This window comes from Streptomyces sp. NPDC006512, assembly GCF_040611935.1.
Classification (GTDB): Bacteria; Actinomycetota; Actinomycetes; order Streptomycetales; family Streptomycetaceae; genus Streptomyces.
The window spans coordinates 133,007-139,612 of sequence record NZ_JBEXPG010000015.1; the positions used below are offsets into that span (position 1 = coordinate 133,007).

The 6,606-nt window shown below is 75.5% G+C and carries 6 protein-coding genes; 1 reads left to right on the forward strand and 5 read right to left on the reverse strand.

The annotated features are described in order from the left end of the window. Positions 1–13: 13 nt before the first annotated feature. From ABZZ17_RS13850 to ABZZ17_RS13870, 5 genes are all read right to left on the reverse strand, one after another. Positions 14–571, reverse strand: a complete 558-nt coding sequence (locus tag ABZZ17_RS13850) for an NAD(P)H-dependent oxidoreductase (RefSeq protein ID WP_356875436.1) — start codon at positions 569–571, stop codon at positions 14–16. Between the two features lie 271 nt (positions 572–842). Then, positions 843–2,174 carry an AAA domain-containing protein gene (locus ABZZ17_RS13855; protein ID WP_356875439.1) on the reverse strand — a complete coding sequence of 444 codons (1,332 nt, stop codon included), beginning with the start codon at positions 2,172–2,174 and terminating at the stop codon, positions 843–845. Next, a complete protein-coding gene (locus ABZZ17_RS13860; protein ID WP_356875441.1) occupies positions 2,171–3,754 on the reverse strand; it encodes a hypothetical protein in 1,584 nt (527 codons plus the stop codon). The genes ABZZ17_RS13855 and ABZZ17_RS13860 overlap by 4 nt, the downstream gene beginning before the upstream one ends. Beyond that, the gene (locus ABZZ17_RS13865) at positions 3,742–4,923 is read right to left on the reverse strand and encodes a hypothetical protein (RefSeq protein ID WP_356875443.1); all 1,182 of its coding nucleotides are present in this window, start codon (positions 4,921–4,923) and stop codon (positions 3,742–3,744) included. The genes ABZZ17_RS13860 and ABZZ17_RS13865 overlap by 13 nt, the downstream gene beginning before the upstream one ends. After that, positions 4,850–5,803 (reverse strand): phosphatase PAP2 family protein, encoded by a 954-nt coding sequence (locus ABZZ17_RS13870; protein WP_356875445.1) that lies wholly within the window; start codon positions 5,801–5,803, stop codon positions 4,850–4,852. The genes ABZZ17_RS13865 and ABZZ17_RS13870 overlap by 74 nt, the downstream gene beginning before the upstream one ends. Positions 5,804–5,920: 117 nt before the next feature. On the opposite strand from ABZZ17_RS13870, the gene ABZZ17_RS13875 reads away from it, so the two are divergent. After that, positions 5,921–6,517, forward strand: coding sequence for a histidine phosphatase family protein (locus ABZZ17_RS13875; protein ID WP_356875447.1), 597 nt, complete (start codon positions 5,921–5,923; stop codon positions 6,515–6,517). The last annotated feature ends 89 nt before the right edge of the window (positions 6,518–6,606 follow it).

Genomic DNA, 6,606 nt, shown 5'->3' on the forward strand with positions numbered 1-6,606 from the left:
AGAGTGCCCGGGGTCACACGGTGACGGGCTCCTTGGCGAGCGCGGCGACGTCGTCCAGTACGCCGGTCAGCTCGGCCGCGAGACCGGCCGGGGCCTCGAAGCCCTCGTCCCCGACCAGGGCGTTGATGCCCGGGACCGCCGCCGAGCGGCCGGCCGGCAGCATGCCGAGGCGGGTGAGGACGGGCAGCAGCATCTCGGCCGCCGGGGCGCCGCCCGTGGGGCCCGCGCTGTAGCTGACCAGGCCGACCGGCTTGCCCTGCCACTCGCTGTAGAGGAAGTCGACGGCGTTCTTGAACGGGGCGGTGAACCCGCCGTTGTACATCGGCAGGACGAAGAGGAACGCGTCCGCGGAGGAGACGAGGGCGCTCCAGTCGCGGGTGTGCTGGTGGGTGTAGATGCCGCTGGAGGCGTACTCCGGCTCGTCCAGGAACGGCAGCGCGATCTCGCCGAGGTCCACCGGGGTGACCTCGAAGCCGCCGTGCTCGCGGGCCCGGTCGGCGACCCAGGCGGCGAGCGGGCGGCCGCTGGAGGTGGGGCGGGTGGCGGCGGAGATGACGTGCAGGCGGGTCATGGTGGGCGAACTCCCCGTGGGTGGTGCGGTGGTGCCGTGGTGCGGCCGAGGGCGGCCGCGGCGTGTCGATCGGCCGCCAGTCTGCGGGCCGACCGCCACACGGGGAAAGCGCGGGGCGCGCGATATGTCAATGCGGGTCCCCTGGCGGCCCTCAGGGGCGCCAGGGGATGCGGTGTTCGGCGAGGTGGGCCAGGACCGAGTGGTTCGCCTCCCAGCCGTCCGGGGCTGTGTTGGCCGCCGCCTTCGGCGGTGTGCCGGACTCCGTCCGGTGTCAGGGCCGCCAGGGGATGCGGTGTTCGGCGAGGTGGGCCAGGACCGAGTGGTTCGCCTCCCAGCCGTCCGGGAACTTGACCGTCACTCCGAGCTGGACGGGTTCCGTCGACGGGTGCGCGTCCAGGAGGTCCGCTATGCCCGCCCGGGCCACGACCACGCAGGCGTGCCGGTGCCGTGAGGCCAAGACGCACAGGCGGCCCGTCTCCAGGTGGAACGCCGTCGCGTCGGGGCGGCCCGACAGGGGGTGCAGCACCACCGTGAGGTCGTACTCGCGGCCCTGGAGCCGGTTCGCGGTGTCCACCGTCACGCCGGACACGCCCAGCGCGGCCAGGGCCGTACGGACGGCCGCCGCCTGGTCGCGGTGCGCGGTGCCCACCGCGATCCGGTCCGCGGTGAGCGGGGACGGGTCCGGGGACTGCTCGTCGGTGGTGACCGCGCCCCGGTCCAGGGCCCGGCGGACCACCAGCGCCACCGCCCGGACCGCCTCCGGGTCGGTGCGCGGGGTGTGCCGCGCGGGCAGCTCCAGCAGCCCCCAGCCCGACTCGGCGGCCTCGTCCAGCACGCGGTCCGGGCCCGAGCCGTCGCCCGCGACCCCGTACGAGAGCCGCCGGTCGCCGTGGTCCGTGCCGCTGCGGAACCGGCTGTACGGGTAGAAGGCGCGCGAGACCAGCGGCGCGGCCGTCGCCGGGAGCCGCCAGGACACCGGCAGCCGGTGCTGCGGCAGCCCCGGGTTGTGCGCCAGCAGCGTGGACACCGCCGACGCCGAAGGGTCGTACGACAGGCCCGCCCACTGCTCGGCGCCGACCACGCTGAACGGGTCCAGCTGGCCCGGGTCGCCCACGAACAGCGCCCGGTCGAACAGCCCCGCCACGGCCAGCAGCGCGTCCGAGCGCATCTGGTACGCCTCGTCCACGATGGCGTGTTCCCACGGCTCGGTGTCCTTGACGTACGCCCACTTCGCCGCCGTGGACAAGGTGATGGGCAGCTCCGCCAGGTCGCCCGGCTTCGAGGACAGGGTGACCGACGGCAGCTCGCGCAGCGCCGGGTCGTAGGCGTCGCCGTCGCTGCTGTGCAGCCGGCCCACCTTCAGCTCCGGGTCCTTGTCGTGCAGCCGCAGCACCAGGTCGTCGACCTGGGCGTTGGTCTGCGCGACCACCATCAGCCGGCGCCCGGCGGCGGCCAGCTCCCGCGCGGCGCGCACCACCAGCGTGGACTTGCCGGCCCCGGGCGGGGAATCCACCACCACGCCCCGCTCGGTGCCGTGCAGGGTGTCGTGCAGGATGGCGGCGGTCGCCTGGGCGGCGGCCGCGCCCGGGTCGAAGGCGGTCAAAGGATGTCCTCGTCGGTCACGGCGTCGGGCAACATTCCGGCGGGGGCGGCGGGCGCGGACCCGGGCGGGCCCCCGTGCGTCCACGGCGTGTTCTCGGGGTCGGGCAGCTTCGGGCCGCCGCGCGCGTCGTGCTCGAACAGCGTCCAGCACAGCCGGTCGCCCTTCTCCGGCACCGAACCCGGCTCCGGGTCCCGGCCGCGGCCCATCTTGTCCAGCAGGCGCAGCACGATCCGCCCGTCCTCGTCCCGGCGGACGAACAGGGCCGTCTGCGGGCGCCCGTCCAGCGAGCGGTACACCTTCCCGCCGCCCTCGTCCGCGAGCTGGGGCAGGTCCTCCGTCGCCACCGTCACCAGCGGGCGCGGACTGGGCCGCTTCGAGTCAGTCCACTCCATCACCACCTCGGTGACCTCACCGGCGAAGGCCTCGCCGGACAGCCGCCGGCCCGCCATGACGAGCGGGTCGTCCAGCGCCTCCTGGGCGTCGAGGCGGACCTGTTCGGTCTCCCGCGTGGCGAGCTTCTGGGCGGCCGTCACCGCGTCGTCGCGGCGCGGCTGCGGGGGTTCGCCCGCGCGGACGCGGTCCCGGTGCCCGGTGTAGGACCAGCGGTCGCGGGTCCAGCGTTCCCCGGTCCGCTCGCCCGGCGGCAGGGCCCGGACGAGGTCGAGGGCGTCCCACGTCTGCCGCCAGGCGTTCTCCATCTGGGAGACGACCAGGGCGCGGACGGCCTCCTCGGCCCTGCGCACGGCCGCCGCGTCGCGCGGCCCGTCCCCGCCGCGGGCCGCGTCGTAGCGCGAGATCGCGGGGGCCAGCAGCGTGTTGTCGAACGCCGGGTCGGTGGCGGGGCCCGCCGGGGGGACGAGCAGCCGGCCGTCGCCGTCCCGGGCGAGTTCCGCGCGCAGCGCCCACTCCGCGCCCGTCTCGCCGGCCGGCGGGTCGATCCAGCCGAGCAGGGCGCCGAGGTGCTGGTCCTCCAGGTTGCTCTGGCCGGTGGCCCAGTGCCGGGACAGCAGGTCCGTCGCCGACAGCAGCATCGAGGAGCCGGGCACCCGGGAGCGTTCGGCGAGGTGCGTGAACCAGCGGCCGAGCATCGGTACCTGCGAGGGCGCCGGGTACGGGTTCTCCGGGTCCTCCTCGGCGGTGCGGCGGAACCGCATGGAGCGGCCGAGCAGGCGCACGTACTCGATGCCCGCCCGGCTGGGCACGATCAGCTGGGGCGCGTCCACGCACAGCTCGGTCTCGACCTTGACCCGCTTGCCGCTCTCCGGGTCGGTCTCGGTGCGCTCGGCGGGTTCGACGGTGTCCGCGTACGCGTCGATGTGGGCCAGCACGTGGACGGCCAGGTCGGCCAGGAACGCCCAGCGCAGGTCCCGGTCGCGCGGCTGGGGTATCACGAAGATCCGCGGGTCGTGCCGGTCGGTGCCCAGCATCGCGCCGAGCGGGGCGCCGGCCTCACCCGCGGTGGTCAGCGGCACGAAGACCATCGGGCGCTCGCCGAGGTGGCGGTGCCGGACGGTCGCGAGGGGCTGGGCGCGGCCCGCGCGGACCGCCTCCAGCCGGGCCAGGGTGCTCAGCAGGGGCATTCGGGTGTCTCCGGGGCGTGGTGCGGGGGACGGGCGGCGGCCTGCTCCAGTGCCTCGGCGCGCAGCCGGGCCGCGTGGTGCAGCGCGGCCGCGGCGGGATCGTCGGCGGGGCCCGCCCCGGAGGCCGCAGCGAGGGCCGCCCCGACGGTGGTCAGCCCGCCCAGTTCGCCCCGTACGGAACGGCCCAGCGCGCCCGGGTCGCCCGCCGCGCGGGACCGCTCGCGGCAGTGGAAGGCCAGCTCGCAGGCGGCCAGGCACTCGGGGGCGTAGGCGGCGGTGACGGCGGAGACGGCCCGGTCGAGCTCCTCGGCGGTCCGGGCCGGATCGAAGCAGAGCCCCTCGGGGAGGTCCGCGGCGAGGTCCTCGACGCGGGTCAGCCGCTCCAGCTGGCGCCGGGTCACGGAGTGCTCCCGGCGGACGTCGACCAGGGCGGCGGTGGGCTGGTTGGAGAAGTCCTTCGGGCAGACGAGCACGATCCGGTGTCCGACCTCGGCCCCGGCCAGCTTGGCGGCGGTCTGCTCCAGGGCCAGGACGTACACGGCGGCCTGCCGGGCGGCCGCCCCCACCTTCGCGGCGTCGGCCGACCCGTCGATCATCGGGAACGACTTGATCTCCACCACGGTCCAGCGGCCGTCGGGGTGCACCACGACGGCGTCCGGCTCCAGGTAGGCGGGGGTGCCCGCCACCTCCAGGGCCAGCATCGGATGGTCGAGCAGCGTCCACGCCCCCGCGGCGGTGGCCTCGCGCAGCGCGAGCGCGGTACGGGCGGCGCGGCCCTCGGGTCCGGCGGCGGTGAGGTCGGGGACGAGGGCGTCCGGGCCGGGCGGTTCGGCGCTCCCGCCGAGGCGGTCGTGGACCAGCCGCAGCAGTTCGGCCCCGCCGTCGCCCTTGACCTTGGCCTCGAAGGAGTTCCCGCGGACGATGGCGAACTGCGACTGGCCGAAGGAGGCGGGTGAGCCGAGGGCCGCCGCGAGGGCCGTCTTGTCCACGCCCGCGCCGTCGAGCAGGGCCCGTCTGCCGCAGCCGGGGTTGGCGGCGAGGGCGGCGAGCGCCCGGGCGTCGAGCGGGCGGGGCGGCACGGCGGGGCCGCGCAGGTCAGCGAGCCGCTGCCGCAGTGTCGTCTTCTGCGGTGTCGTCGGCGGGCGGCCGCTGGGCGGGTAGGAGCTCACGGGCGGAAGTGTCCCATCCGCCACCGACAATCGGGGACTTACCGCGGAATCCGACCGCTCGTCCCGCGATGACCGGCTCGGTGACCGGCTCGTCGGCGGGCCCAGTGGCGGTCTCGGTGGCGGTCTCGGCGGCGGGCCGGACGACGGCCTGCGGCGCCGCCCGGCGCGCGAGCAGCCACCGGGCGACGAGCGCTCCGGCGCCCATCACGGCCGCCCCCGCCGCGGCGTCCAGGAAGTAGTGGTTGGCGGTGCCCATCACGACGAGCGTCGTGAGCAGCGGGTAGGCGGCGCCCAGCACCCGCACCAGCGGGGTGCGCGCGTGCCGCCACAGCAGGACCCCGCACCACAGCGCCCACCCGACGTGCAGGCTCGGCATCGCCGCGTACTGGTTGGTGAAGGAGCCGAGCCCGCGCGGGGCGCTGGCCTCCCCGCCCCACCAGCCGTACGCGCTGAACTGGGCCATCGTGTCCGTGAACCCGTACGAGGCGTCGAGCAGCCGGGGCGGGCAGGTGGGCATCAGGGCGAAGCCGACGAGCCCGAGCAGCGTGGACGCCACCAGCCAGGTCCGGGCGGCGGCGTAGTGGCCGGGCCGGCGGTGGTAGAGCCAGACCAGCACCGCCGGGGTGACCAGGTAGTGCAGGGAGGCGTACACGAAGTCGGCGGGTATGCCGAGGATCCCGGACCGGGAGAAGAGGTGGTTGAGGGGTCTTTCGAAGTCGATCCCCAGCAGTTCCTCGGCGCGCAGGATCGCGAGTCCGTGATCGACGGCGAGACCGACGTCGCCCCGGGCCAGGAGCCTGCCGCCCGAGTAGGCGCCGTAGACGAGTGCCAGGAGCAGCAGTTCCGCCCACCATCGCGTGGGCCGCCGTCGATTGGTCATACGGTGTATGACGCTGCTGGGACGGGAGGAGTTGCCCGCTGTTCATGTGATGGATGATGTACGGACGAAGGATTCGCCCGAACCGGAGCGAACCCCCACGGACCGGGAGAAACTCACATGGCCCCCCGCATCCTGCTTGCCCGCCACGGCCAGACGGCTTGGTCGCGACTCGGCAAGCACACCGGGCGCACCGACGTGCCGCTGCTGGAGGAGGGCAGGCAGGGCGCGAAGCAACTCGGCGAGCGTCTCGCCCGGGAGCCCTGGGCGGGACTGCGCGGCGTGGAGGTCCGCACCAGCCCGCTGGTCCGCGCGAGCGAGAGCTGCGACCTGGCCGGCTTCGGGCTCCAGGCGGAGCCCTGGGACACCCTGATGGAGTGGGACTACGGCGACTACGAGGGCATGACCCCCGCCGAGATCCAGGCGGTCCGGCCGGGCTGGCTGATCTGGCGCGACGGGGTCCCCGGAGGCGAGTCCGTGGCCGACATCGCGGCCCGCGCGGACGAGGTCGTCACCTGGGCCCGCTCGGCGGAGCGCGACGTCCTGGTCTTCGCCCACGGCCACATCCTGCGCACCCTCGCCGCCCGCTGGCTCGGCTTCGAGGCCTCCTTCGGCGCCCGCATCCGGCTGGACCCGACCTCCCTGTCCGTCCTGGGCTGGGCGTACGGGGCCCCCGCGCTGGAGCGCTGGAACGACACCGGCCACCTGGACGGCTAGGGCCTGTCGTCAAACTCCCGTCGTCGCCCGGAGGGCGGCCCTGCGGCGTCTGGTGCGTGCTCTCGGTGCGCCGGGCGGAAGCCCGCGTA